Origin of the sequence: Pseudomonas sp. Pdm06 (assembly GCF_014851795.1) — a bacterium.
Lineage (GTDB): Bacteria > Pseudomonadota > Gammaproteobacteria > Pseudomonadales > Pseudomonadaceae > Aquipseudomonas > Aquipseudomonas fluorescens_AA.
Genome location: NZ_JACVAH010000004.1, coordinates 390,087 through 413,814, shown reverse-complemented (window position 1 = coordinate 413,814; position 23,728 = coordinate 390,087). Strand labels below are relative to the sequence as shown.

Here is a 23,728-nt window from a genome sequence, read left to right as displayed (position 1 = left end):
GCACTCAGGTGTTACTCGGTCGCCAGCACACCACGACGCACCTGGTCACGCTCGATGGACTCGAACAGCGCCTTGAAGTTGCCTTCGCCAAAGCCGTCGTCGCCCTTGCGCTGGATGAATTCGAAGAACACCGGCCCCATCAGGGTTTCCGAGAAGATCTGCAGCAGCAGGCGCTTATCACCCTGCTCGGAAGCACCATCGAGCAAAATGCCGCGCGATTGCAGTTCATCCACCGGTTCGCCGTGGTTCGGCAGGCGGCCTTCGAGCATTTCGTAGTAGGTGTCCGGCGGCGCGGTCATGAAGCGCATGCCGATGCTTTTCAAGTGGTCCCAGGTCTTGATCAGGTCATCGGTGAGGAAGGCCACGTGCTGGATGCCTTCGCCGTTGAACTGCATCAGGAACTCTTCGATTTGCCCGGCGCCCTTGGACGACTCTTCGTTCAACGGGATGCGGATCATGCCATCCGGGGCGGTCATGGCCTTGGAGGTCAGGCCGGTGTATTCGCCCTTGATGTCGAAGTAACGGATCTCGCGGAAGTTGAACAACTTCTCGTAGAAGCCGGCCCAGTAGGCCATGCGCCCGCGGTAGACGTTGTGGGTCAGGTGATCGATGATTTTCAGGCCCGCGCCCACCGGGTTGCGGTCCACGCCCTCGAGGAACACGAAATCGATGTCATAGATCGAGCTGCCTTCGCCAAAACGGTCGATCAGGTACAGCGGCGCGCCGCCGATGCCCTTGATGGCCGGCAGGTTCAGCTCCATCGGGCCGGTCTCGATGTGGATCGGCTGGGCGCCGAGTTCCAGGGCGCGCTTGTAGGCCAGTTGCGAATCCTTGACCCGGAACGCCATGCCGCACACCGACGGGCCGTGCTCGGCGGCAAAGTACGAGGCCACGCTGTGGGGTTCGTTGTTGAGGATCAGGTTGATCGCGCCCTGGCGATACAGGTGCACATCCTTGGAGCGATGGGTGGCCACTTTGGTGAAGCCCATGATCTCGAAGATCGGCTCCAGGGTGTTGGGGGTCGGGGATGCGAATTCAATGAATTCGAAGCCCATCAGGCCCATGGGGTTTTCGTATAGATCTGCCATGTCGGCGCCTCATCATTCTGGTCAATTAACAAAAAACGTTAGTTGCAGGCAATGCTGGAGACACGGGGCGGCGCGCAGGAAATGCCACGAACGCTGCGGGCGAGGAAATCGCCGTAGATCAGTTGAAACCCAAGTATCTTCATTGTCGACCCAAGGCTCTTGCGGGCGAGGCTTCTGCTGCCAGAAGACGTTATTCTTATATGCGTAAATCGATTCTACACAGCGTAACCTGATTTGTCCGCCTTCTGTATCAAATCGCCTTTTCCTTCGACCGCGCAAGGGGTTTGTTGCACAGGAAAATACCCACCAGGATCACGCCCCCGCCGACGCACATCAAGGCCGTGAGCCGTTCGTCCAGCAGCAGCGCCCCCAGCAGCACCGCCGTCAGGGGGTTGAGCGCGATGAATACGCCAGAGCGGGTCGCGCCGATCCGGCGAATGCCGTCATACCAGGCGATATAGGCCAGGGCCGAGCCCAGCACGCCGAGGTACAACAGGCTCAGCCATTGCTCCATGTCCAGCGCGCGCAGGGCATCGAGCCGAACCTCGCCCGCCGCCGCGCAGGTCAGCCACAACATCAGCGTGCCCAGCAGAATCGACCAGGTCACGGTCTGCAAGGGGCCGAGGCTGTCATTGAGTTTTTTCGAAAACAGCGAATAGATGCCCCAGCCCAGCACGCAGCCAAAAATCAACAGGTCGCCGATCCAGCCTTGCGCCGCGCCTTGTAGCAAGGACGGATCACGACTGACAATCACCAACCCCGCCCCGCCGATGCACAGCACGATGCCCGCCACTTTCAGGCGGCTCAGCCGCTCCTTGAATAGCCACCAGGACGCCAGCCCGATCACCGCCGGGTTCAAGGCCACGATCAGCGAAGCCCGCGACGCATTGATGTACTGCAAGCCATAGAAGAAGCACAGGTTGTAGAAAAAGATGCCGAAGAACCCCAGCGCCGCCAATTGCAGCCCCTGCTTCACAGTGGGCCTGGCCAGCGGGATCCCGGCCAGGGCGAGAAACGCCAGCAGCGCGAGACTCGCCAGCAGGAACCGCAGGCTCGCGGCAAACATCGGCGCCAGGGCATCGGCAAGGATCCGGCCGGCCACGAAGGTCCCGCCCCAGATCATGGTGACCATGGCAAGCTTCAGGTAGACGGGCAGGTCCGACGGGATCGGGACGGTTTGTTCGAGGGTTTTCATGGTTTCACCACCGCACGCTAATGAGAACAACGCAAAACCTGTGGCGGGGGGGATTAATTGTGGGAGCAAAGCTTGCTCGCGATGAAGACGGCGCGACTCAGCAGGCAAACCGAGTCATCGTTTATCGCGAGCAAGCTTTGCTCCCACAGGTTGCGACCTCGCTACAGGTGTTGTGCCGCTTCCTGATTCAAGTCAGATACCTCATTATCTGGCTCATGCTTTGTCATCGTAAAATGAGCGATCACTCATGACCCTCACCCAACTCGAAATCTTCTCCCTGGTCGCCGAGCTGCGGGGTTTCACCGCCGCGGCCACGCGCCTGGGCATTGGCCAGTCCGCGGTGTCCCACGCCATCAAATCCCTGGAACAAGAGTTGGGCGTGGAGTTGCTCAGGCGCCATCAGTCGGTGGTGGAGCTCAGCGACATTGGCCAGCAGCTACTGCTGCGGGCACGGGCCATGCTCGGGCTGGCCAACACCTTGCGTCAGGAAGCCGCCGATGCCCGGGGCATGCGCCGAGGCACCTTGCGCATCGGCTCGTTCGGGCCGACGTCATCAATGAAACTGCTGCCTGGGATCCTGCGGCGCTATCGAGCCTTGCATCCCGGGATCGAAGTGCACATCGACGAAGGGCCCGACAGGCAGGTCATCCAATGGCTGGACGAACGGCGGATCGACGTCGGCTTCGTGGTGCTGCCCGAGGAGCGTTTCGATACGTTCGCGTTGCTGGAAGATCAGATGGTCGCCCTGCTGCCCGCCTCACATCCCCTCGCCGCCCAGGCCAGCCTGAGCCTCAAGGACCTGTGCAACGACCCCTTCGTGCACACCGAGGCGGGATCGTCGGAGCTGGTCACGCGCCTGTTCAATGCCGCCCGGCTGACACCGAACGTGCGCTTTCGTTGTTCGCAGTTGCTCAGCACCCTGGATGTCGTCAGGCGTGGCGAGGCAGTGAGCGTGGTGTCCGAAGGGTCGTTGCCGGACGATGGAAATCCCGGTTACGTCGCCCGGCCCTTGTCGCCGCGGGTCCCGCGCCAGATCGGCCTGGCGGTATTGGACAGCCGCCAGGCCTCGCCCGCCACCCTGGCGTTCATCGAACTGGCCCGACAGTCATGAGCCCGGCATCAAACCTGGGGGGAGCCTGGCATTGAACCTGTGGGAGCAAAGCTTGCTCGCGATGAAGACACCTCGGTTCTCCAGACCGCATGATCGTTCATCGCGGGCAAGCCTTGCTCCCACAGACTTCGCTCCCACAGTCACGCTGCGGTCAGCAAGCTCTCGGCAAGCCATCTATCATGGTCGGCATCCGACGCTCCCCTCATCCCCCTTTTCCTCAGGTTGTGCCGATGCCCTTGACCGCCACCCGCTCGCACACCCGGCCCCGTCGCTATTTGATCACCCTGCTTTGCGGCCTGGTGCCGATCCTTTCAGGGCTGGTCATTTTGTACATGCAAGCCGAACGGACGCTGGCGCAACACACCCGGCAGACCGCCGAGGAGTCGGTCAGGCAGATCGAACTGATGCTCGACAACACCGCGTTGGCGGCCCGTGAACTATTGCCCCTGGCCGGCCAGCCCTGCGAAGCGGTAAAGCTGGCCTTGCGCGAGCAAGTGACGCGCCGGCCCTTTGTCCGCTCGACCAACCTGATCTGGGACAACAACCTCTATTGCAGCTCGCTGTTCGGGGCATTCGAGGAACGCGTCAACCCGAGCGACTATCACCAGGGCACGCTGTGGCTCCTGGACGGCAACCCGGTGACGCCGGACACCGCGTTGCTGATCTACCGACTCAATGAGGGTCGGCAAGGCGCCTTGGCCACCCTTGACGGGTATCACCTGGCCAACGTCCTGCGCTTGATCGGCCGCCAGACCCGGCTGCGGTTGCAAGTCGGGCCGAATTGGCTGGCGGCGGACGGCAAGGTCCAGCCAGCCCCCTTGCCCGGGTCGCCGGTGGCCCAGACCGAACTGAGTTCAGCGCGCTACGCCTTCAATGTAGAAGCCGGATTCGACGAGGGTGAAACCTGGCGCTACATGGCCAGGGAATATCCGCCGCTGTTCAGCCTGCTGATCTTCTTCGGCGTTGTGGCCGGGACGCTCGGACACTGGCTGCAACAGCGCGCCTCGTCTCCCAGCCGTGAATTGCAACGGGCGCTGGAAGCCGGTGAGTTCGTGCCCTACCTGCAACCGGTCGTGCACAGCGACAGCAAACGCTGGGCCGGCGTCGAGGTGCTGATGCGCTGGAACCATCCCAAGGAAGGCCTGGTCCGCCCGGATCTGTTCATTCCCTTCGCCGAACACAGTGGCGTGATCGTGCCTATGACCCGTGCGTTGATGCAGCAAACCATGCGTTTGCTGGTGCCGATTGCGCCTCGACTCGAAGCGCCGTTTCATGTCGGCATCAACATCACCGCGCGCCACTGCCAGGATCTGGCGCTGGTGGACGATTGCCGCGAGTTTCTCAATGCCTTCGCGCCGGGTGCGATGACCCTGGTGTTGGAGTTGACCGAGCGCGAGCTGATCGAACCGACACCCGTGACCCGCCAACTGTTCGACCAACTGAGGGATTTGGGCGTCAAGATCGCCCTCGACGATTTCGGCACCGGTCATTCCAGCCTGGCGTACTTGCGCCAGTTCAATGTGGACTTCCTGAAGATCGACCAGAGTTTTGTCGCGATGATCGGTGCCGACGCCCTGTCGCGCCACCTCCTCGATAGCATCATCGAACTGTCGGGCAAGTTGGGCCTGGATATGGTTGCCGAGGGCGTCGAAACCGTCGAACAAAGCGACTACCTGAGCGCCCACGGGGTGAACTTTCTACAAGGCTATCTATTTGGCCGACCGATGAGCGGGCAGGCCTTCGTCGAGACCTTGACCGGAACTAATGGCAGTTAACCGCCGTCGATCTATTGACGATGTCCTGTCAATTGATAAAAGCGTTTACTGTTGTTACATAACGAAAAAGTTACGATTTACACTTTCCGGATTAACTACTACAATTTTTCTACCTGTGCCACATAACAGGAGAGAGTCATTAACACCGAGTCGCTTCAAGGCGCTTGGCTTATAGCTTTGTTTGCGGTTGGTATCAGCCAAATATTTTGATTGGAGTAATCATTTTGTCCAGACTCGCTGAATTTCGTGCAGCCGAAAAGGCCCTTCAAGAACAGCTCAAGCAGCTGGAATCGCTGAAGAACGATGCCGGGCTCAAGAAGGAAATCGAATTCGAGGAAAAGCTCCAGGGACTGATGAAAACCTACGGCAAGAGCCTGCGCGATATCGTCGCGATCCTCGATCCGAACCCGTCCAAGGCGAGCCTGCAATCGACCAAGCCCACCAAGACACGCCGTGCGCGAGTGGTGAAGGTTTACCAGAACCCGCACACCGGCGAGTTGATCGAGACCAAGGGCGGTAATCACCGCGGCCTGAAAGCCTGGAAAGAACAGTACGGTGCGGCGACCGTCGATTCTTGGCTGCGTGGTTGACAGTGCGTGGTTGACAACCCCCAAGACGCAAAAAAGCCCTGAATACTCAGGGCTTTTTTATGGACTGGACTTTAGGATTAAACCCATTGGCGTATTACGCTAAAGGCGTCATAGTTTCAAACTGTTTCGCACCGACTGTATTTCATCCTGGCTTTCAACAAACACCTGCGCCTGCCCTGCATAGGACAGCACATAAGCCTTGCCCTCATTTAGTGCCGCGACGAGTGCCTGAGACAATACATGTCGTCCGTTTTGCGTGATCGTGCAAGTGGTTTCCAATGCAGTTACGCCGCCCAACATTGAGGCATGGACCTTAGTGCATACACTTTGGTAACCACCTTGGAAAAAATCCTTCTGGATTGACTTGCGCATTTCCAGCAATACGCCTTGCAAGTTGACCTGATGATCGGGCTCGACGGGGGTGGTGGTCAGTTCCATGACCATCACGGCGTTGCCTGCCGGATCACTTTTGGTTGCCCGTTGGCGCAGGGTTCCGGGGGGCGCCGAGGCCGACGCGTCTGCCGGCAGCGGTTCGACAACCCAGCCCTGGGGCCACAGGATCTGCGGTTCGGCGGCCTGGACACCACCGACACTCGCAACACTGGCAAACAGCAGGACAAACAGCGAAAGGAACGGTCGAATCATTGCGAGGCCACTCAAGGACGAATCGTAAAGTCTGAAGCCCGGGGCAGCACCAGGCAATAGCCACGTGTGGTTTGGCGATGCCGCGCCCCTTGCGTATCATGGGCGCACCTGCAAGGAAGCCGTCTGACGCAAGCCCAGGAACCGTCGCGACCACGCTTGCGACGCCGTTTGCCCCACTTATTTTCCGGAGGGCCCATGAGCCTGCACGAACTCAATACTTTCCCTGGCGTTACCGCACAACCTGACGCCGCCACGGCCAGATTCGTCTTCAACCACACCATGCTGCGGGTCAAGGACATCACCAAGTCCCTGGATTTCTACACCCGCGTGCTGGGTTTCTCGCTGGTGGAAAAACGCGACTTCCCGGAAGCCGAATTCAGCCTGTATTTCCTGGCGCTGGTGGACAAGAACCAGATCCCGGCGGACGCGGCGGCGCGTACCGAATGGATGAAATCGATCCCTGGCATCCTGGAACTGACCCACAACCACGGCACCGAAAGCGACCCGGCGTTCGCCTACCATAACGGCAACACCGACCCACGCGGTTTCGGCCACATCTGCATCTCGGTACCGGACGTCGTCGCAGCCTGCGAGCGCTTCGAAGCACTGGGCTGTGACTTCCAGAAGCGCCTGACCGATGGCCGCATGAAAAGCCTGGCCTTCATCAAGGACCCGGATGGCTACTGGGTCGAAATCATCCAGCCGGCGCCGCTGTAAGCTGTACTGATGCCCATTGTGGGAGCGAGCTTGCTCGCGATGAGGCAGCACATTCAGCATTGATGCAAGCTGATCCACCGCCATCGCGAGCAAGCTCGCTCCCACAGAATGATGGTCGATAAAAAACCCCATGAGCCATGGCTCATGGGGTTTTGTCTTGCCGCTTTGGGCTGTTTATGCCGGCGCGGAAGTGCGGATCAGGTGGTCGAAGGCGCTCAGCGAAGCCTTGGCGCCCTCACCCACGGCGATCACGATCTGCTTGTACGGCACAGTGGTCACGTCACCGGCGGCGAACACGCCTGGGATCGAGGTCTCACCACGGGCATCGACGATAATCTCCCCCCTCGGCGACAGCTCGACGGTGCCTTTGAGCCAATCGGTGTTAGGCAACAGGCCGATCTGCACAAAGATCCCTTCCAGCTCCACGTCCCGCACTTCACCGCTCGGACGGTCCTTGTAGCGCAAGCCATTGACCTTCTGGCCGTCCCCCGTCACTTCGGTGGTCTGGGCGTTGGTCACCACTGTCACGTTCGGCAGGCTGTGCAGCTTGCGCTGCAACACCGCGTCGGCACGCAACTGCACATCGAACTCCAGCAAGGTGACGTGGGCCACGATACCGGCCAGGTCGATCGCCGCCTCGACGCCGGAGTTACCACCGCCGATCACCGCCACGCGCTTGCCTTTGAACAGCGGGCCGTCGCAGTGCGGGCAGTACGCCACGCCCTTGTTGCGATATTGCTGCTCGCCCGGCACGTTCATTTCGCGCCAGCGGGCACCGGTCGCCAGGATCACGGTCTTGGCCTTGAGGCTCGCACCACTGGCGAACTTGATTTCATGCAGGCCGCCGTCCTTGCCCGGCAGCAAGGCGTCGGCACGCTGCAGGTTCATGATGTCCACGTCGTACTGCTTGACGTGCTCTTCCAGGGCAACAGCCAGTTTCGGCCCTTCGGTTTCCTGGACCGAGATGAAGTTTTCGATGGCCATGGTGTCGAGCACCTGGCCGCCGAAACGTTCGGCCGCCACACCGGTGCGGATGCCTTTACGGGCCGCGTAGATCGCCGCCGAAGCGCCAGCCGGGCCGCCGCCGACCACCAGCACATCGAAAGCATCCTTGGCGCTGATTTTCTCAGCCTGGCGTTCGATGCCGCTGGTGTCGATCTTGGCGAGAATCTCTTCCAGGCCCATGCGGCCCTGGCCGAAGTTCACGCCGTTCAGGTAAATGCTGGGCACGGCCATGATCTGGCGTTCATCGACTTCGGCCTGGAACAGCGCGCCGTCGATGGCGACGTGGCGAATGTTCGGGTTCAGCACCGCCATCAGGTTCAGCGCCTGGACCACGTCCGGGCAGTTCTGGCACGACAGCGAGAAATACGTCTCGAAGTTGAACTCGCCTTCAAGGGCGCGAATCTGTTCGATGACCTCGACACTGGCCTTCGATGGGTGGCCGCCGACTTGCAACAGGGCCAACACCAGCGAAGTGAATTCGTGGCCCATGGGAATGCCGGCAAAACGCAGGCTGATATCGGCTCCCGGGCGGTTCAACGAAAACGACGGCTTGCGCCCATCGGTACCGTTGTCGAGCAAGGTAATCTGGTGGGAAAGACTGGCAACTTCTTGGAGTAACGCGAGCATTTCCTGGGATTTCGCACCGTCGTCGAGGGAGGCGACGATCTCGATCGGCTGGGTGACCCGTTCCAGGTATGACTTCAACTGAGCTTTAAGATTGGCGTCCAACATACGGGCGATTTCCATTTTGTGAATTCAGAAAAAAACAACGCCCGAGCGAATCTCGCCCGGGCGTTTTTTGGGGCGAAGCGGCTTACTTGATTAAGAGCGGATCGCCCTCGGATGACTCACAGACTTAGATCTTGCCGACCAGGTCCAGGGACGGAGCCAGGGTAGCCTCGCCTTCTTTCCACTTGGCTGGGCAGACTTCGCCCGGGTGAGCGGCAACGTACTGAGCGGCCTTGACCTTGCGCAGCAGCTCGGAAGCGTCGCGGCCTACACCACCGTCGTTGATCTCGACGATCTTGATCTGGCCTTCAGGGTTGATCACGAAAGTACCGCGGTCAGCCAGGCCGACTTCTTCGATCAGCACGTCGAAGTTGCGGGAGATGACGTGAGTCGGGTCACCGATCATGGTGTACTGGATCTTGCCGATGGCTGGCGAAGTGTTGTGCCAGGCGGCGTGGGCGAAGTGAGTGTCGGTGGAGACGCTGTAGATCTCGACGCCCAGTTTCTTGAATTCGGCGTAGTTGTCGGCCAGGTCTTCCAGCTCGGTTGGGCAAACGAAGGTGAAGTCGGCTGGGTAGAAGAACACGACAGACCATTTGCCTTTCAGGTCGGCGTCCGACACTTGGACGAATTCGCCGTTTTTGAAGGCGGTAGCGTTGAACGGTTTAACTTGGCTGTTGATGATAGGCATCGATGTTTCTCCATCAGGGTTGAGAAGTTGATGGAGGGAATCTTAACCACTCATCCCCCGGCTGGCTCATTGGCAAACCTGATGTGAATGATTGGTTTTGGCTATCAGGAATCTATATAGATAGAAAAAATCTGTGGGCGCTGGTGGAGGCTGCGATCTTCCGTTTGGGACTCAAGTGTCTGGGGAAAGATCGCAGCCTCGTTTCACTCGTCAGCTCCTACGTTTCTACGCTACGGCTAAGGGCCGCGTCAGGCGACGGGCGTACGCATCGTCACGAACTCTTCGGCGGCGGTCGGGTGCACGCCGATGGTCTCGTCGAAGTCGCGCTTGGTGGCACCGGCCTTGAGGGCGATGGCCAAGCCTTGGACGATTTCACCGGCATCCGGGCCGACCATGTGGCAACCCAGGACCTTGTCGGTCCGGGCATCCACCACCAGCTTCATCAGGGTGCGCTCCTGGCAGTCGGTCAAGCTCAGCTTCATCGGCCGGAAACGGCTTTCGAATATCTCGACCTCATGCCCCTCTTCCCTGGCCTGTTCCTCGGTCAGGCCCACCGTGCCGATGTTCGGCAGGCTGAACACGGCGGTGGGGATCATCCGGTAATCCACCAGTCGATACTGCTCGGGCTTGAACAGACGCCGCGCCACCGCCATGCCTTCGGCCAGGGCCACAGGGGTGAGCTGGACGCGACCGATCACGTCGCCAATGGCCAGGATCGACGGTTCGGTGGTCTCGTATTTTTCGTTGACCTTGACAAAACCCTTCTCGTCCACCGCGACGGCGGTGTTCTCCAGGCCGAGATTGTCGAGCATCGGCCGCCGGCCGGTGGCGTAGAACACACAATCGGTGATCAACGTTTTGCCATCCTTGAGCTCGACCCTCAGGCTGCCGTCGTCCAGTTTTTCGATGGACTTGATGTCGGCGTTGAATTGCAGGTCCAGGCCACGACGGGTCAGTTCTTCCGCCAGGTGCTTGCGCACCGCACCGTCGAAACCGCGCAGGAACAGTTCGCCGCGATACAGCAACGACGTCTGCGCGCCCATGCCGTGGAAGATCCCGGCGAACTCCACCGCAATGTAGCCACCGCCCACCACGATGACGCGCTTGGGCAGTTCCTTGAGAAAGAACGCCTCGTTGGAGCTGATGGCGTGCTCGCGCCCCGGAATGTCCGGGATCACCGGCCAGCCGCCGGTGGCGATCAGGATATGCCTGGCGGTGTGGCGCTGACCGTTGATCTCGACCTCATGGGGCCCGGTCAGCCTGGCGTGACCTTCGTGCAGCACGACGCCGCTGTTGACCAGCAGGTTGCGGTAGATGCCGTTGAGGCGGTTGATCTCCTGATCCTTGTTGGCGATCAGCGTGGCCCAGTCGAAACTGGCCTCGCCCGCCGTCCAGCCATAGGCCGACGCTTGCTCGAAGTCCTCGGCGTAATGCGCACCATAGACCAGCAGTTTTTTCGGCACGCAGCCCACGTTGACGCAGGTCCCGCCCAGGTAGCGGCTTTCCGCCACGGCCACCTTTGCCCCAAAACCGGCGGCGAACCGCGCAGCCCGCACACCACCGGAACCGGCGCCAATCACATACAAGTCAAAATCGTAGGCCATTTTCTATCTCCTTCGGCAGGTCATCAGCATACCTGCTGTTTTCACCTGAGGCAGCGTTGCGGTTGGTTATGGGGGCGGAAAACGAAAAAGCCAGCCGGACTGGATTGAGCGCAACTCCTGTGGGAGCGAGCTTGCTCGCGATGGCGGCGGATCAGCAGCATTGGTATTGACTGGCCCACCGCTATCGCGAGCAAGCTCGCTCCCACAGGGGGGTTGCTTGTGTGATTGGTGATTGGCGAGAGACTTTTCCCCGCGCAAAAAAACGCCCCGAACCAGTCGGGGCGTTTTTCAAGGCGCGGCGGCTATCAGTAAGCCTTGCCGGTCTTGTAGAAGTTCTCGAAGCAGAAGTTGGTCGCGTCGATGTAGCCTTCGGCGCCACCGCAGTCGAAACGCTTGCCCTTGAACTTGTAGGCCATGACGCAGCCGTTCTGGGCCTGTTTCATCAGGGCGTCGGTGATCTGGATTTCGCCGCCCTTGCCTGGCTCGGTCTGTTCGATCAGGTCGAAGATGTCCGGGGTCAGAATGTAGCGACCGATGATCGCCAGGTTCGACGGTGCGTCTTCAGGCTTTGGTTTTTCAACCATGCTGTGAACACGGTAGATGTCGTCGCGGATCATTTCGCCGGCAATCACGCCGTACTTGTTGGTTTCCTGCGGATCGACTTCCTGGATCGCCACGATGGAGCAGCGGAACTGCTTGTACAGCTTGACCATCTGGGTCAGGACACCGTCGCCTTCGAGGTTGACGCACAGGTCATCCGCCAGGACCACGGCGAACGGTTCGTCGCCGATCAATGGGCGACCGGTCAGGATCGCGTGGCCCAGGCCTTTCATTTCGGTCTGGCGGGTGTAGGAGAACGAGCACTCATCCAGCAGTTTGCGGATGCCGACCAGGTATTTTTCCTTGTCGGTGCCTTTGATCTGGTTTTCCAGCTCGTAGCTGATGTCAAAATGGTCTTCCAGCGCGCGTTTACCACGGCCAGTCACGATGGAAATTTCAGTCAGGCCCGCATCGAGGGCTTCTTCGACGCCGTACTGGATCAGTGGCTTGTTCACCACCGGCAGCATTTCTTTGGGCATGGCTTTAGTCGCTGGCAGGAAGCGAGTACCGTAACCGGCTGCTGGGAACAAGCATTTCTTGATCATATAAGTCCTTGAAAAGGCGGTGTGTACGAGTTTCGGCGCAGTCTAATCAGGCGACGGGCACCTTACAATGCCCGCACTGGCCAACCGATGCCATCATAGAGAAATAAAAAACGGCGGATAGTTCAATCGCCTTTCGTTTCGATGGCTGCAGCGGTCCACTGTACGCCAGTGAGCACTGTTTGCGAGCATTTGACGTATCATGGCGTCCTTGATCACGCCAATTGAGGCAGTTAGATGTCGGCAAGAAACGCAAACGGTTATTCGGTCAGCCAGGGCAAGGACGGCCAGTGGTGGATTATCAACTACCACGGCGAGCAGGTCGCCGGTCCCTTGCCTAGCAAGGCCATGGCAGTGGAAGTGGCTGCGGTATTCCAGGACGAACGCGCTGCCCCAGCGACGAATGAACGCGAAAGCGCCCCCGCACGCAGCCCCCGCCGCAAGAAATAACCAGACCGGCCTCTAGTAGATGCCACCCGGGCATCGAACGAGGCGGGTTTAGCTGTACCGCAATGGCCATTCGCTATAATCTCGCCGTTGCCCTTTCCTCCTCGATGACGATCCCATGAAGACACTTCTGGCGCTGTTTACAGTCCTGGCCCTGACGGGCTGTGCCTCGGCCGAAAAAACCTATCTCGATAATGGCGAACTGGGCTTGGCCATCGACTGCTCGGGCGAGGCCAACTCCTGGGCGACTTGCTATGAAAAGGCCGATGCGTCCTGTGCCGGCACCGGCTACCGGATCGTCGGCACCAACGGCACCCCCCAGGCCAAGGAAAGCGAGAAGACCCTGGGCGTCGACGTCGGCAACTTCAGCAGCCGCAGTGTCGTGGTGGTCTGTAAATAAGCGAGTGTCCTGTATTGGCGATACAGGACACTAGATGTGAATTTCGGCGGTCTTGATGCCCAGCCCGCGTATGGTCTCGATCAGGTCATCGAGTTGGCTGAAGGACTCGACTTCGTCTTGCTCATCCACCAGGAAAAAACTGCGCCCTGCGCTTTTCTTGAAGAACACGACCCATTCGCCCGGGCTCGCCGGGTTCTGAATCACGTGGGTGGCATAAATAAGGCCTTCTGCATGGCGCTCGCGCACCTGCTCGCGTTTCATCGACTGACTCCATGAATGACAATGCCGCCAACGTTGACCGTGGCGGCATTTTTTGTCGAGGGCCCCAGTCTATCCGATGGCCGGCCCGCTCGTCAGGCGCTGACGGTGTTCAACCGGAAATACAGGCGTTGGCCGCATCCTGCACATCGCCCGGACGCACCGGCACGTTGGACATGCTTTCGTGCAGCTTGATGCTGCTGCCACTGGAACGCTCGTCAATGTCGAACACCGCCGCCGGCAGGGTCGACAGTTTGCCCGGGACGATCAGCCGCACGCCGTTCTTGTGCGGCTCCATTTGCAGCGAGCCACGGCTGCTGGCGAGCTTGTCGGCAACGCATTTGGCATATTCGTGTGGTTTCTTTCCAGAGATGACGCTCATGGTGGGAGGCGTCTGGTTGATGTCCGATACCGATGCACATCCACTCATGGCCAATGCCAACACCCACACGCTGCGCTTCATATGTTTCCTCCAATAAAGATCCTCCGACAGTGCAGACGCCGTTTTGCTCCGGTGTCGCACCGCTTTTTTTTGCCCGCCACCTGCGATAAATGAACAAAGCCTGGAGCGCGGGCCGGATATTAACACTCGGGGCTGATAAACTGCGCCTCATTGCCCCTTGCTATCGTTTTGATTTTGTAGAAAAAGCCCTTCTGGAGGCGCCCATGAAATTCATTCACCAGCGCGAGCACCTGAACGAAGACGACATTGTCGTCATCGAATGCTCCCAAATGTGCAACATCCGTTTGATGAACGATGCCAACTTCCGCAGTTTCAAGAACGGCGGCCGGCACACCTATCACGGCGGCGCGTTCGACACTTTCCCGGCCAGGATCACAGCGCCGAGCACCGGTTTCTGGAACATCACCATCGACACCGTCAACCGCCGTGCAATCAGCGTCACGCGCAAGCCGACCCTGACCCACAAGATCAAAATCATCCGGCGTTCCAGCTCGAAACTGAGCTGAGCATCGCCCTTTCAAGAAAGGCAAAACCGTGGCCCAGACGACCAAATACGTCATCAAGTACAAGCTCAATGGCGAACGCCGCTTCGAATTCGCGCAACTCGTGGACGGCACCGAAGAAGAAGCCTTGGCAGCCCTGCAAGCGTTGCACGGAGATACCCAGGATGTGATCAGCGACGTCAGTGTCAGTAAAGCGCTGTAAAGACTCACCCTGATAAATTTTTGTGGCACCAGGGTGGGCACGATGCGGGAGCAAGCTCCCTCGCCACAGGGGATTTGTCGTGCCTGCTGACGGGAGCGACTCAGGACATTGATGCACCGCAAGAACCGGAGTGCAGACCAACGAAGCACTCCCCAGACTGGCCAATCCTTTGCACCAAGGATTGTCATCATGCCCACTCCCCCGCATCTGCCCTCACTGACCCAACGAATAAATCACCTGGATTGGCCGGCCCTGGAACACAGTCTCGAGCAGGACGGCAGCGCGCTCATCCGCAACCTGCTGCCCGCCACGCAATGTCGAATGCTCAGCGGTCTATACGCAGAGAGCGGGCTTTTTCGTTCCCGGGTGGTCATGGCCCGTCATGGGTTCGGGCGTGGCGAGTATCAGTATTTTCGCTACCCACTACCGGACCTCATCCAACAGCTGCGTCAGGCGTTGTACCCAATGCTGGTGCCGCTGGCGAACCGCTGGAATGAATGCATGAGCCTTGAAGGGCGATATCCCGACCAGCACGCCGACTTCATCCAGCGCTGTCACGCTGCCGGGCAATCGCGTCCGACGCCCTTGTTGTTGCAATACGGTCCGCAGGACTACAACTGCCTGCACCAGGATCTGTATGGCGAGCAGGTGTTCCCCTTGCAGGTCGCGATCCTGTTGTCGGAACCGGGCCAGGACTTTACCGGCGGCGAGTTTGTCCTCACTGAACAGCGCCCGCGCATGCAGTCGCGACCCCAGATCATCGATCTGAAACAGGGCGACGCCGTGGTATTTGCCGTGCACCAGCGGCCGGTCGAAGGCGTTCGCGGTTATTATCGGGTGAACATGCGCCATGGCGTCAGCCGCGTGCACAGCGGCAGGCGGCACACCTTGGGAATCATTTTTCATGATGCGCAGTAACGACACACCGATCACATTGGACCTGTTCGCCGACCAGGCGCCCACCACGTCCGGCCAGATCGAACAGATTGGCCAACAATCCTTCGTACTGCGTGGGTTCGCCTTGCCCTGGCTCGACCGTTTGCTGCCGGCGCTGGAAAGCGTCCTGCAGGCTGCGCCGTTCCGGCAGATGGTCACGCCCGGTGGCCTTACCATGTCGGTGGCCTTGAGCAGTTGCGGCGCGCTGGGCTGGACCACCGACCGCAGCGGCTATCGCTACACCGCCCATGACCCACAGACCGGCCACCCCTGGCCCGACATGCCGGCGGTGTTTCGCGAACTGGCCCAGGCCGCCGCCCGGCAGGCGCAGTTCGAGCATTTCGAACCCGACAGCTGCCTGATCAACCGCTACGTGCCCGGCGCCCGGATGTCGCTGCACCAGGACAAGAACGAACGCTCCCTCGCCGCGCCCATCGTCTCGATCTCCCTGGGCTTGCCAGCGGTGTTCCAGTTCGGCGGCTTCGAGCGCAGCGACAAGAGCCTGCGCATCCCGTTGCTCCATGGTGACATCGTGGTCTGGGGTGGCGTGGACCGGTTGCGCTACCACGGCGTGCTGGCGCTCAAGGAAGGACAACACCCGCACCTGGGCACCCAGCGGATCAACCTGACGTTTCGCACCGCCGGATGAAGGTGCAGAATTCAACCGCAAGACCCGGAGTGTCGTCACTTGGATGGCTCGCTACTGTAGGCAAAACGGGCCAATGGAATAACGACCATGAACAGCACTTCGAACAATCTTGCCCCTGAACTGGATCCCCGCTGGGCCGCCGTGCTCGCCCGGGACCCGCGCGCCGATGGGCAATTCGTCTATGGCGTGAAAACCACTGGCATCTATTGCCACCCCAGCAGCCTGTCGCGCCTGCCCAACCCGCGCAACGTCGAATTTTTCGACACGCCGGAACAGGCCCAGGCCGCCGGCTACCGGCCCAGCAAGCGCGTGGCCCGGGACCAGACCCAGATCGCCGCCCAACAAGCGGCCCGAGTCGCGGCGGCCTGTCGGCAGATCGAGGCGGCCGAGGAACTGCCAGGCCTGAATGAACTGGCAGCAAGCGCCGGCTTGAGCCCCTTCCATTTTCATCGGGTCTTCAAGGCTGTCACCGGCCTGACGCCCAAGGGTTACGCCGCCGCCCATCGTTCACGCAAGGTGCGCGAACGCCTGGCCGATGGCGGCACGATCACCGAGGCGCTGTACGACGCCGGTTTCAATTCCAACAGCCGCTTCTATGAAGCGGCCGACAAAGTGTTGGGCATGAAACCCGCCGACTACCGCGCCGCCGGGCAGAACACCGACATCCGTTTCGCCGTCGGCCAATGCTCCCTCGGGGCGATCCTGGTGGCGCAAAGCGAGCGTGGCGTGTGCGCGATCCTGCTGGGAGACGATCCGGACGCGCTGGTGCGGGACCTGCAGGACAAATTCCGCCGGGCCAACCTCATCGGTGCCGACCGCGAGTTCGAGCAATTGATCGCCCAGGTGGTGGGCTTCATCGAAGCGCCGGCCCTGGGCCTGGACCTGCCCCTGGACCTGCGCGGCACCGCCTTTCAGGAACGGGTCTGGCAAGCGTTGCGGGACATTCCCGCGGGCAGCACCGCCAGCTACGCCGAGATCGCCCAGCGCATCGGCATGCCCAAGGCCGTGCGCGCCGTGGCCCAGGCCTGCGGAGCCAACAGCCTGGCGGTGGCGATCCCTTGCCACCGGGTGGTGCGCAGCGACGGCAACCTGTCGGGCTATCGCTGGGGCGTGGAGCGCAAGCGTCAGTTGCTGGCGCTGGAGCGCTCGGCCGGGGACTGAACGCCGATGTAGATCGCCACCGAGTCGGGGCTGCCGTAGACCTCGAAATCGGTGGTGAAGCGGCGCAGCGTCTGTGGGTTATCCGCGAAGTAGGCCCAGATCAGGCCCCAGGTCTGGATCACGCAATCGGGCATCGGCCCCTTGGCCGAAAACACCAGGTAATCCCCGCCCTCGATGTCCACGGCGGGGTAGCCTGCGCTGGTCGCATCCACCTGCACACCGGCCGTTACGTCGAAGTGGCCGGTGGCGTCGGACTCGTAATTGGAATACACCCCGTAGACGAACGACTCCGACTGCCTGGCCGGGATCGTGTCGAACAGCCCTTCGGTGAAGAACCGTTGCCACATCGGGCCGATCCTGGCCGTGTCGGGCTGTTGCTCGTCGGTGTTGCGGGTGCGCACCTGCAAACCGGCCACGGTGAAGGGTTCGACGGTCTTGAGTTTCACGTCCATGGGTCAGGCTCCTTGATAACTGAAGCCCGCATGGTAACCCTCCCGCCGTCGGGATCAAGTTGCGGCGCACGATTGAAAAACTCGACTGGCCCTCGCCGGCCCACACCTGCTAAAAACACTGTTTCCTTCTGCCGTCGGAGACCCCACACATGAGCCAGTGGCCAGACACTCGCCTTCTTGACCTGCTCGGTATCGAGCTGCCCATCATCCAGGGGCCGCTGGCCGGGGTGACCGGGCCGGCCATGGTGGTCGCGACCTGCAATGCCGGCGGCCTGGGTTCGATGCCGGCGGCGATGCTCGATGTCGAGCAGTTGCGCCAGGCACTGACGACCATCAGCGAACAGACCGACAAGCCGTTCAACGTGAATTTTTTCTGTCATCAGCCACCGGCCTTCGACGAGCAGCGGGCCGAGACCTGGAAACAACGGCTCAAGCCGTACTATCAGGAACTGGGCGTCGACTTCGACGCACCGACCCCAGTGTCCAACCGTACGCCCTTCGATGATGCCGCCTGCCGGGTGTTGGAGGAGATGCGTCCCAAGGTGGTCAGTTTCCACTTTGGCCTGCCGGAAAAATCCCTGCTGGACCGGGTAAAGGCCACCGGGGCGAAAATCCTTTCGTCGGCCACCACCGTCGAGGAAGCCATCTGGCTCGAACAGCACGGTTGCGACGCGATCATCGCCATGGGCTATGAAGCCGGCGGACATCGCGGGATGTTCCTCAGCGACGACCTCAACACCCAGGTCGGTCTGTTTGCCTTGCTGCCGCAGGTGGTGGATGCGGTGAAGGTACCGGTGATCGCCGCCGGCGGCATTGGCGATGCCCGCGGGATTGTCGCGGCATTCGCCCTGGGCGCCTCGGCGGTGCAACTGGGCAGCGCCTACCTGTTCACCCCCGAGGCGAAAATCAGCGCGTCCCATCACCGGGCGTTGCGCACGGCCAAGGAAAGCCAGACCGCCGTCACCAACCTGTTCACCGGCCGTCCGGCCCGGGGCATCGTCAACCGGATAATGCGCGAAGTGGGGCCGATGAGCCCACTTGCGCCGGCATTCCCCTTGGCGGGCGGCGCCTTGATGCCGTTGCGCGCCAAGGGCGAAGCGGACTTCAGCAACCTCTGGGCCGGCCAGGCGTTTCCCCTGGGCCGCGAGCTGTCGAGCGCCGAACTGACCCGGCGGTTGGCTGAAGAGGCATTGGCCCGATTCAACAACTGTGGGCAGTCCTGACGGTCGTCATCGCCTGTCAGGCCGCCATCGCGAGCAAGCTCGCTCCCACAAGGGATAGGGGCAACCGGCAAATCCGGACACACCACCGGACCTGTGGGAGCGAGCTTGCTCACGATGGGGCCAGCCCTCGCCCACTTGTTGCCCAGGCAAAATGCCACGTTCCGTTTGTCGGTCATTCGCTATATATTCCGGTATATAGCGAAACCACCCTCGGAGCCTCACCTATGCGCCTCACCCGCTTCGCGCCGTTGCTGTTGATCCCGTTCCTGACTATTGGCGCCGCCCAGGCTGCCGAGGTGCAGGTGGCGGTCGCCGCCAATTTCACTGCGCCGATCCAGGCCATTGCCGCCGATTTCGAAAAAGACACCGGGCATAAACTGGTGGCGGCGTACGGCGCGACCGGGCAGTTCTACACCCAGATCAAGAACGGCGCGCCATTCGAGGTTTTCCTCGCCGCCGACGACACCACCCCGGCCAGGCTCGAAAGCGAAGGCGACACCGTCAAGGGCTCGCGCTTCACCTACGCTGTCGGCACCCTGGCGCTGTGGTCGGCCAAGGACGGTTATGTCGATAACCAGGGCCAGGTCCTCAAGCGCAACGACTTCCAACACCTGTCCATCGCCAACCCGAAAGCCGCGCCCTATGGCCTGGCCGCGACCCAGGTGCTGGACAAGCTGGGGTTGACTGACCAGGTCAAAAGCAAGCTCGTCGAAGGCCAGAACATCACCCAGGCCTACCAGTTCGTCTCCACCGGTAACGCTGAATTGGGCTTCGTCGCCTTGTCCCAGGTGTACAAGGACGGCAAAGTGACGGGCGGCTCGGCGTGGATCGTCCCGGCTGAACTGCACGACCCGATCAAACAGGACGCGGTGATCCTCACCAAAGGCCGGGACAACCCCGCCGCCGTGGCCCTGGTGGATTACCTCAAGGGCCCGAAAGCCGCCGCCATCATCCAAGCCTACGGTTACCAACGCTAAATGCCCCTGACCAGCGCCGACTATGCCGCCATCTGGCTGACCCTGAAACTGGCGTCCTTGACCACGGTGATCCTGCTGCTCATCGGCACGCCCATCGCGTTGTGGCTGTCACGCACCCGCTCCTGGTTGCGCGGGCCGGTGGGGGCGGTGGTGGCGTTGCCGCTGGTGCTGCCGCCAACGGTGATTGGCTTTTACCTGCTGCTGGCATTGGGGCCGAACGGCTGGATCGGCCAGCTCACCCAAGCCCTCGGGTTGGGCACCCTCACCTTCAGCTTTACCGGGCTGGTGATCGGCTCGGTGATCTATTCCATGCCGTTTGTGGTGCAGCCGTTGCAAAACGCTTTCGCTGCCATCGGCAGTCGCCCCCTGGAAGTCGCCGCCACCCTGCGAGCCGGGCCCTGGGATACGTTTTTCAGCGTCATCCTGCCCCTGGCCCGTCCCGGTTTCATCACCGCGGCGATTCTGGGGTTCGCCCACACCGTCGGCGAATTCGGCGTGGTGCTGATGATCGGCGGCAACATCCCGGAGAAAACCCGGGTGGTGTCGGTGCAGATCTACGACCATGTCGAGGCCCTGGAGTATGCCCAGGCCCACTGGCTGGCGGCGGCGATGCTGGTGTTTTCATTCCTGGTGCTGCTGGCGCTGTACTCCAGCCGCCGAACCCGTGCCGGGTGGAGCTGATCGATGATCAACACGCGTTTGCAACTCGACCACGGGGCTTTTTCCCTGGACCTGGATGTGCAACTGCCGGGCCGTGGCGTGACGGCCCTGTATGGGCCTTCCGGCTCCGGCAAGACCACTTGCCTGCGCTGCATTGCCGGGTTGGAGCGACCGGCCCGGGGCTTTATCGAGGTCAACGGCCAAGTGTGGCAGGACAGCGAGCACGGCGTGTTCGTGCCGCCCCACAAGCGGCCGGTGGGGTATGTGTTCCAGGAGGCGAGCCTGTTCGCCCATCTGTCGGTGCGGGCCAACCTGGCGTTCGGCCTCAAGCGCATCGCGCCGGCACAACGGCGGGTGGACATGGACCAGGCCACCGATCTGCTGGGCATCGGGCACTTGCTCGATCGCCAGCCACACAACCTCTCCGGCGGCGAGCGCCAACGGGTGGGCATCGCCCGTGCCCTGCTCACCAGCCCGCGGCTGCTGCTGATGGATGAGCCGCTGGCGGCCCTCGATACCCGGCGCAAAAACGAAATCCTGCCTTACCTGCAACGCCTCCACGATGAGCTGGACATCCCGGTGCTGTATGTCAGCCATTCCCAGGACGAAGTGGCACGCCTGGCCGATCACATCGTGCTGCTCGACGCTGGCCGCGCGCAGGCCAGCGGCCCCATCGGCGAAACCCTGGCCCGGCTCGACCTGCCATTGGCCCTGGGGGATGACGCCGGGGTGGTGATCAAGGGCAAGGTCAGCGGCTATGACCCGGCGTACCAATTGCTGACCCTGAACCTGCCCGACAGTCAACTGAACGTACGCGTCGCCCACACGTCCCTGGCCCTCGGCCAGCCGCTGCGCTTCAAGGTCCAGGCCCGGGACGTCAGCCTCAGCCTGGCGAACGATGCCCAGACCAGCATCCTCAACCGCCTGCCGGTGACCGTGGTCAGCGAACAGGCCGCCGACAACGCCGCCCATGTGCTGGTCCGCCTGGAAGCCGCCGGCACTCCGCTGCTGGCGCGCATCACCCGCTATTCCCGCGACCAGTTGAAACTGCGGCCGGGACTGGTGTTATGGGCGCAGATCAAGGCAGTGGCGGTGTTGGCGTAAAATTTTGAATGTTCAAATTACAATCCTGTGGGAGCGGGCTTGCTCGCGAAAGCGTCGGCAAATTCAACATTGATGAGGCTGATCCACCGCATTCGCGAGCAAGCCCGCTCCCACAGGTCCGCCGGTCGACTTTGGACAGTAGGAAGGCTGCAATGCCGCAACCGCAGAATCTTGGCACGACCGCAACGGGCTGCGGTCAATCGATCACAGGCCACCGGATTCGCTGCCAAGGACTTTCTTCATGCCCGACACCCTGCCGCCGGATGCACTGCCGGCCGACCTGCATTATGTCGACGACACCGCCCCCGGCATTACCCGCAAGAAATTGCGTGGCAAGTTCTGTTATTTCGACCCGCAGGGCCAGCGCATCACCGACGCAGCCGAGATCCAGCGTATCAATGCCCTGGCGGTGCCGCCGGCCTATACCGATGTCTGGATCTGCACCGACCCCCGCGGTCATCTCCAGGCCACCGGGCGCGATGCCCGCGGGCGCAAACAGTACCGCTACCACGCGCGCTGGCGTGAGGTGCGCGATGCGGACAAGTATTCGCGGATGCTGGAGTTCGGACGGGCCTTGCCGCGCTTGCGCAAACGCCTGGAGGACATCCTGGCCAAACCCGGGTTCAGCCGCGACAAGGTCATGGCCACTGTTATCACCCTGCTCGACCTCACCCTGATCCGAGTCGGCAACACCCAATACGCTCGCGACAATCGCTCCTATGGCTTGACGACCCTGCGCAACAAGCATGTCGAAGTCAACGGCAGCGCCATCGCCTTCCAGTTCCGCGGCAAAAGCGGCATCGAGCACCAGATCACCGTGAAAGACCGACGCCTGGCGCGGATCATCAAGCGCTGCCAGGAGATCCCCGGACAAAACCTCTTCCAGTACCTGGACGAGAACGGTGAGCGTCACTCCGTCAGTTCTTCGGACATCAACGCCTACCTCAAATCCCTCACCGGTGCCGATTTCACTGCCAAGGATTACCGTACCTGGGCCGGCAGCGCGGCAGCGCTGGCCGGGCTGCGGATGCTGTCCTGGGAAACCGAGAGCGAGGCGAAAAAGCACGTCGTCGAGATGGTCAGGCAGGTTGCCAGGCAACTGGGCAACACGCCGACCGTCTGTCGCAAGTGCTACATTCATCCTGCAGTGGTGGAGGCTTTTTTGCTCGGCGCCCTGAGGCAATTGCCCAAGCCGCGGCTGCGCAAAGGCCTCAGCGAAGAGGACGCCGCACTGGCGATATTTTTGCAGCGCATGGCCGACGCTGCCCAAGCGTGCTGAACAGAAAAGGGACGTGATGGGGCCGCCCGCGCCCAACCGGAGATGAGGAACATCCGAAGGCCTGCGAACTCCCAACTGTACGGCACAGCCGATCCGCAGGTACGTCAAAGGGTGAAATCGACAGGAGTTGCAGATGTCCGAACACATTGTCCATTTCCATTGCCAGATCGATCAGGGCACCACGGAACGCTTTCGCGACAACTGCCTGGAGGCCATCGAGAAAGGCGCCGACTCGCTGATGCTCAACCTCTCCACCGTCGGCGGCAGCACCAACTTCGGTTTTACGCTCTATACCTTCATCAAGTCCCTTCCAGTGCCGGTGCGTGCGGTCAATGCCGGCAACATCGAGTCGATGGGCATCATCATGTTCCTGGCCGCCAGCGACCGCACCACCACACCCCACTCGCGCTTTCTGATCCACCCGATGAACTGGTACTTCGGTCAGAAATCCGTGGACCACTCACGCCTGCGTGAGTACCTGTCCAGCCTGGACAACGACGTGGCGCGGTACGTGGAGATCTACGTCAAGGAAACCGCCGGCGCCGCGACTCAACTGGATATCTTCAAGTGCCTGTGTGCCGAGGAACGGGTGATCCCAGCGGAAAACTCCCTGGCCTTTGGTATTGCGCACCGGGTCGAACAGGTGGTTTTTCCAACGGACGCCAAGCATTGGAAAGTCAGCGGCGGCGAGGACTGAAAGGAAGCCAACCGGCGGCTGACCA

27 protein-coding genes are annotated in these 23,728 nt (G+C 61.2%); 17 read left to right on the top strand and 10 right to left on the bottom strand.

Annotated features, from left to right (window positions below):
* Positions 1–11 precede the first annotated feature (11 nt).
* Positions 12–1,088, bottom strand: coding sequence for a 4-hydroxyphenylpyruvate dioxygenase (gene hppD, locus IB266_RS09660; protein WP_072411540.1), 1,077 nt, complete (start codon positions 1,086–1,088; stop codon positions 12–14).
* Between the two features lie 250 nt (positions 1,089–1,338).
* On the bottom strand, positions 1,339–2,283 hold the full coding sequence (locus IB266_RS09655) for a DMT family transporter (protein WP_192261044.1): 945 nt from the start codon (positions 2,281–2,283) through the stop codon (positions 1,339–1,341).
* Between the two features lie 247 nt (positions 2,284–2,530).
* On the opposite strand from IB266_RS09655, the gene IB266_RS09650 reads away from it, so the two are divergent.
* The 3 genes from IB266_RS09650 (at position 2,531) to IB266_RS09640 (ending at position 5,759) form a co-directional block, all read left to right on the top strand.
* Positions 2,531–3,394, top strand: coding sequence for a LysR family transcriptional regulator (locus tag IB266_RS09650; RefSeq protein WP_192261043.1), 864 nt, complete (start codon positions 2,531–2,533; stop codon positions 3,392–3,394).
* Positions 3,395–3,624: 230 nt separating this feature from the next.
* Positions 3,625–5,169, top strand: a complete 1,545-nt coding sequence (locus tag IB266_RS09645; RefSeq protein ID WP_192261042.1) for an EAL domain-containing protein — start codon at positions 3,625–3,627, stop codon at positions 5,167–5,169.
* 224 nt (positions 5,170–5,393) lie between these two features.
* Complete coding sequence (locus IB266_RS09640) at positions 5,394–5,759, top strand: histone-like nucleoid-structuring protein, MvaT/MvaU family (protein ID WP_058544518.1); 366 nt, start codon at positions 5,394–5,396, stop codon at positions 5,757–5,759.
* 108 nt (positions 5,760–5,867) lie between these two features.
* Here IB266_RS09640 and IB266_RS09635 read toward each other — a convergent pair whose 3' ends face one another.
* Entirely contained in the window at positions 5,868–6,404 is a 537-nt protein-coding gene (locus IB266_RS09635) for a DUF4946 domain-containing protein (RefSeq protein ID WP_192261041.1), read from the bottom strand.
* Between the two features lie 195 nt (positions 6,405–6,599).
* Here IB266_RS09635 and gloA point away from each other — a divergent pair, with 195 nt between their 5' ends.
* Positions 6,600–7,121, top strand: a complete 522-nt coding sequence (gene gloA / locus IB266_RS09630) for a lactoylglutathione lyase (RefSeq protein ID WP_192261040.1) — start codon at positions 6,600–6,602, stop codon at positions 7,119–7,121.
* Positions 7,122–7,295: 174 nt separating this feature from the next.
* Here the strand turns inward: gloA and ahpF are convergent, their stop codons facing one another.
* The 4 genes from ahpF to galU all read right to left on the bottom strand — a co-directional run bounded on the left by ahpF (position 7,296) and on the right by galU (position 12,295).
* Positions 7,296–8,858: an alkyl hydroperoxide reductase subunit F gene (gene ahpF, locus IB266_RS09625; RefSeq protein ID WP_192261039.1), complete on the bottom strand. Its 1,563-nt coding sequence runs from the start codon at positions 8,856–8,858 to the stop codon at positions 7,296–7,298.
* Between the two features lie 124 nt (positions 8,859–8,982).
* Positions 8,983–9,546: an alkyl hydroperoxide reductase subunit C gene (gene ahpC, locus IB266_RS09620; protein WP_047227636.1), complete on the bottom strand. Its 564-nt coding sequence runs from the start codon at positions 9,544–9,546 to the stop codon at positions 8,983–8,985.
* A 248-nt stretch (positions 9,547–9,794) separates the two neighbouring features.
* On the bottom strand, positions 9,795–11,150 hold the full coding sequence (gorA, locus tag IB266_RS09615) for a glutathione-disulfide reductase (RefSeq protein WP_192261038.1): 1,356 nt from the start codon (positions 11,148–11,150) through the stop codon (positions 9,795–9,797).
* 305 nt (positions 11,151–11,455) lie between these two features.
* Entirely contained in the window at positions 11,456–12,295 is an 840-nt protein-coding gene (gene galU / locus IB266_RS09610; protein WP_003182953.1) for a UTP--glucose-1-phosphate uridylyltransferase GalU, read from the bottom strand.
* Positions 12,296–12,529: 234 nt separating this feature from the next.
* Between galU and IB266_RS09605 the strand changes: the two genes are divergently transcribed.
* Positions 12,530–12,742: a hypothetical protein gene (locus IB266_RS09605; protein ID WP_072411522.1), complete on the top strand. Its 213-nt coding sequence runs from the start codon at positions 12,530–12,532 to the stop codon at positions 12,740–12,742.
* A 115-nt stretch (positions 12,743–12,857) separates the two neighbouring features.
* Entirely contained in the window at positions 12,858–13,139 is a 282-nt protein-coding gene (locus IB266_RS09600; protein WP_192261037.1) for a hypothetical protein, read from the top strand.
* 30 nt (positions 13,140–13,169) lie between these two features.
* On the opposite strand, the gene IB266_RS09595 is transcribed toward IB266_RS09600, so the two are convergent.
* Together IB266_RS09595 and IB266_RS09590 are read right to left on the bottom strand one after the other, a co-directional pair.
* Positions 13,170–13,400 carry a hypothetical protein gene (locus IB266_RS09595; RefSeq protein WP_060741667.1) on the bottom strand — a complete coding sequence of 77 codons (231 nt, stop codon included), beginning with the start codon at positions 13,398–13,400 and terminating at the stop codon, positions 13,170–13,172.
* A gap of 109 nt (positions 13,401–13,509) precedes the next feature.
* Entirely contained in the window at positions 13,510–13,860 is a 351-nt protein-coding gene (locus tag IB266_RS09590; protein WP_053122953.1) for a hypothetical protein, read from the bottom strand.
* A 203-nt stretch (positions 13,861–14,063) separates the two neighbouring features.
* On the opposite strand from IB266_RS09590, the gene IB266_RS09585 reads away from it, so the two are divergent.
* The 5 genes from IB266_RS09585 to ada all read left to right on the top strand — a co-directional run bounded on the left by IB266_RS09585 (position 14,064) and on the right by ada (position 17,311).
* Positions 14,064–14,366, top strand: a complete 303-nt coding sequence (locus IB266_RS09585; protein WP_003182962.1) for a DUF1883 domain-containing protein — start codon at positions 14,064–14,066, stop codon at positions 14,364–14,366.
* 28 nt (positions 14,367–14,394) lie between these two features.
* The gene (locus tag IB266_RS09580) at positions 14,395–14,565 is read left to right on the top strand and encodes a hypothetical protein (RefSeq protein ID WP_177431748.1); all 171 of its coding nucleotides are present in this window, start codon (positions 14,395–14,397) and stop codon (positions 14,563–14,565) included.
* 189 nt (positions 14,566–14,754) lie between these two features.
* On the top strand, positions 14,755–15,483 hold the full coding sequence (locus IB266_RS09575) for a 2OG-Fe(II) oxygenase (protein ID WP_192261036.1): 729 nt from the start codon (positions 14,755–14,757) through the stop codon (positions 15,481–15,483).
* Positions 15,470–16,150: a DNA oxidative demethylase AlkB gene (gene alkB, locus IB266_RS09570; RefSeq protein ID WP_192261035.1), complete on the top strand. Its 681-nt coding sequence runs from the start codon at positions 15,470–15,472 to the stop codon at positions 16,148–16,150. Before IB266_RS09575 ends, alkB begins: the two co-directional genes overlap by 14 nt.
* An 87-nt stretch (positions 16,151–16,237) precedes the next feature.
* Positions 16,238–17,311 (top strand): bifunctional DNA-binding transcriptional regulator/O6-methylguanine-DNA methyltransferase Ada, encoded by a 1,074-nt coding sequence (ada, locus tag IB266_RS09565; RefSeq protein WP_060741665.1) that lies wholly within the window; start codon positions 16,238–16,240, stop codon positions 17,309–17,311.
* On the opposite strand, the gene IB266_RS09560 is transcribed toward ada, so the two are convergent.
* Positions 17,275–17,763 carry a GyrI-like domain-containing protein gene (locus IB266_RS09560; RefSeq protein WP_192261034.1) on the bottom strand — a complete coding sequence of 163 codons (489 nt, stop codon included), beginning with the start codon at positions 17,761–17,763 and terminating at the stop codon, positions 17,275–17,277. The two genes, ada and IB266_RS09560, sit on opposite strands and share 37 nt — an antisense overlap.
* Before the next feature lie 149 nt (positions 17,764–17,912).
* Here IB266_RS09560 and IB266_RS09555 point away from each other — a divergent pair, with 149 nt between their 5' ends.
* From IB266_RS09555 to IB266_RS09530, 6 genes are all read left to right on the top strand, one after another.
* A complete protein-coding gene (locus tag IB266_RS09555; RefSeq protein ID WP_192261033.1) occupies positions 17,913–18,986 on the top strand; it encodes an NAD(P)H-dependent flavin oxidoreductase in 1,074 nt (357 codons plus the stop codon).
* Between the two features lie 224 nt (positions 18,987–19,210).
* Positions 19,211–19,963 carry a molybdate ABC transporter substrate-binding protein gene (modA, locus tag IB266_RS09550; protein ID WP_192261032.1) on the top strand — a complete coding sequence of 251 codons (753 nt, stop codon included), beginning with the start codon at positions 19,211–19,213 and terminating at the stop codon, positions 19,961–19,963.
* Positions 19,964–20,644, top strand: coding sequence for a molybdate ABC transporter permease subunit (gene modB / locus IB266_RS09545; protein WP_003203023.1), 681 nt, complete (start codon positions 19,964–19,966; stop codon positions 20,642–20,644).
* 3 nt (positions 20,645–20,647) lie between these two features.
* Positions 20,648–21,727, top strand: coding sequence for a molybdenum ABC transporter ATP-binding protein (gene modC, locus IB266_RS09540; RefSeq protein WP_192261031.1), 1,080 nt, complete (start codon positions 20,648–20,650; stop codon positions 21,725–21,727).
* 241 nt (positions 21,728–21,968) lie between these two features.
* A complete protein-coding gene (locus IB266_RS09535) occupies positions 21,969–23,006 on the top strand; it encodes a DNA topoisomerase IB (RefSeq protein WP_192261030.1) in 1,038 nt (345 codons plus the stop codon).
* A gap of 133 nt (positions 23,007–23,139) precedes the next feature.
* Positions 23,140–23,703: an ATP-dependent Clp protease proteolytic subunit gene (locus tag IB266_RS09530; protein ID WP_060741658.1), complete on the top strand. Its 564-nt coding sequence runs from the start codon at positions 23,140–23,142 to the stop codon at positions 23,701–23,703.
* Positions 23,704–23,728 lie beyond the last annotated feature (25 nt).

What these genes read in the sequence shown, in the direction of transcription:
- hppD (WP_072411540.1), bottom strand. Translation starts at nt 1,088, where the DNA reads ATGGCAGATCTATACGAAAACCCCATGGGCCTGATGGGCTTCGAATTC.
- IB266_RS09655 (WP_192261044.1), bottom strand. Translation starts at nt 2,283, where the DNA reads ATGAAAACCCTCGAACAAACCGTCCCGATCCCGTCGGACCTGCCCGTC.
- IB266_RS09650 (WP_192261043.1), top strand. Translation starts at nt 2,531, where the DNA reads ATGACCCTCACCCAACTCGAAATCTTCTCCCTGGTCGCCGAGCTGCGG.
- IB266_RS09645 (WP_192261042.1), top strand. Translation starts at nt 3,625, where the DNA reads ATGCCCTTGACCGCCACCCGCTCGCACACCCGGCCCCGTCGCTATTTG.
- IB266_RS09635 (WP_192261041.1), bottom strand. Translation starts at nt 6,404, where the DNA reads ATGATTCGACCGTTCCTTTCGCTGTTTGTCCTGCTGTTTGCCAGTGTT.
- gloA (WP_192261040.1), top strand. Translation starts at nt 6,600, where the DNA reads ATGAGCCTGCACGAACTCAATACTTTCCCTGGCGTTACCGCACAACCT.
- ahpF (WP_192261039.1), bottom strand. Translation starts at nt 8,858, where the DNA reads ATGTTGGACGCCAATCTTAAAGCTCAGTTGAAGTCATACCTGGAACGG.
- ahpC (WP_047227636.1), bottom strand. Translation starts at nt 9,546, where the DNA reads ATGCCTATCATCAACAGCCAAGTTAAACCGTTCAACGCTACCGCCTTC.
- gorA (WP_192261038.1), bottom strand. Translation starts at nt 11,150, where the DNA reads ATGGCCTACGATTTTGACTTGTATGTGATTGGCGCCGGTTCCGGTGGT.
- galU (WP_003182953.1), bottom strand. Translation starts at nt 12,295, where the DNA reads ATGATCAAGAAATGCTTGTTCCCAGCAGCCGGTTACGGTACTCGCTTC.
- IB266_RS09605 (WP_072411522.1), top strand. Translation starts at nt 12,530, where the DNA reads ATGTCGGCAAGAAACGCAAACGGTTATTCGGTCAGCCAGGGCAAGGAC.
- IB266_RS09600 (WP_192261037.1), top strand. Translation starts at nt 12,858, where the DNA reads ATGAAGACACTTCTGGCGCTGTTTACAGTCCTGGCCCTGACGGGCTGT.
- IB266_RS09595 (WP_060741667.1), bottom strand. Translation starts at nt 13,400, where the DNA reads ATGAAACGCGAGCAGGTGCGCGAGCGCCATGCAGAAGGCCTTATTTAT.
- IB266_RS09590 (WP_053122953.1), bottom strand. Translation starts at nt 13,860, where the DNA reads ATGAAGCGCAGCGTGTGGGTGTTGGCATTGGCCATGAGTGGATGTGCA.
- IB266_RS09585 (WP_003182962.1), top strand. Translation starts at nt 14,064, where the DNA reads ATGAAATTCATTCACCAGCGCGAGCACCTGAACGAAGACGACATTGTC.
- IB266_RS09575 (WP_192261036.1), top strand. Translation starts at nt 14,755, where the DNA reads ATGCCCACTCCCCCGCATCTGCCCTCACTGACCCAACGAATAAATCAC.
- alkB (WP_192261035.1), top strand. Translation starts at nt 15,470, where the DNA reads ATGATGCGCAGTAACGACACACCGATCACATTGGACCTGTTCGCCGAC.
- ada (WP_060741665.1), top strand. Translation starts at nt 16,238, where the DNA reads ATGAACAGCACTTCGAACAATCTTGCCCCTGAACTGGATCCCCGCTGG.
- IB266_RS09560 (WP_192261034.1), bottom strand. Translation starts at nt 17,763, where the DNA reads ATGGACGTGAAACTCAAGACCGTCGAACCCTTCACCGTGGCCGGTTTG.
- IB266_RS09555 (WP_192261033.1), top strand. Translation starts at nt 17,913, where the DNA reads ATGAGCCAGTGGCCAGACACTCGCCTTCTTGACCTGCTCGGTATCGAG.
- modA (WP_192261032.1), top strand. Translation starts at nt 19,211, where the DNA reads ATGCGCCTCACCCGCTTCGCGCCGTTGCTGTTGATCCCGTTCCTGACT.
- modB (WP_003203023.1), top strand. Translation starts at nt 19,964, where the DNA reads ATGCCCCTGACCAGCGCCGACTATGCCGCCATCTGGCTGACCCTGAAA.
- modC (WP_192261031.1), top strand. Translation starts at nt 20,648, where the DNA reads ATGATCAACACGCGTTTGCAACTCGACCACGGGGCTTTTTCCCTGGAC.
- IB266_RS09535 (WP_192261030.1), top strand. Translation starts at nt 21,969, where the DNA reads ATGCCCGACACCCTGCCGCCGGATGCACTGCCGGCCGACCTGCATTAT.
- IB266_RS09530 (WP_060741658.1), top strand. Translation starts at nt 23,140, where the DNA reads ATGTCCGAACACATTGTCCATTTCCATTGCCAGATCGATCAGGGCACC.